Origin of the sequence: Cronobacter sp. EKM101R (assembly GCF_963888145.1) — a bacterium.
Taxonomy (GTDB): Bacteria; Pseudomonadota; Gammaproteobacteria; order Enterobacterales; family Enterobacteriaceae; genus Cronobacter; species Cronobacter turicensis.
In genome coordinates this window covers 1-300 of the sequence record NZ_CAWPHW010000043.1, presented here as the reverse complement: position 1 = coordinate 300, position 300 = coordinate 1, and the positions used below count along the sequence as shown (strand labels likewise).

At 51.7% G+C, this 300-nt stretch carries 1 pseudogene; it reads right to left on the bottom strand.

Annotated elements, in window-relative coordinates:
* A pseudogene (locus tag AACV31_RS19160) lies at nt 1-226 on the bottom strand (tellurite/colicin resistance protein); the annotation flags it as partial.
* Nucleotides 227-300: the final 74 nt, after the last annotated feature.

Below are 300 nucleotides of genomic sequence, written 5' to 3'. Positions count from 1 at the left end.
GCGCGAATACTGGCACTCATCTGTGCAATCTCACCGGAGAACGGCGCAAAAGCCGGTAGCGCAGCGATGGTTTTCTCAAGCACACCGATTTCTTTCGCGTCACAGGTGCCGTCAGCACAGGCAATGGAATACGCACCCCATACGGTCGCCTCTACCGCGTCACGGTTTTCCATTTTTTTACTTCGGTAACAACTTTGCGGGTTTTCTTTTTAAAAAGACCAAGCATGTGACTTTTCCTTTTAGAGGGTGAGCCTTCGCCCGAGGGTGATCAGCCCACAGAGAAAGTCATACTGACCACCC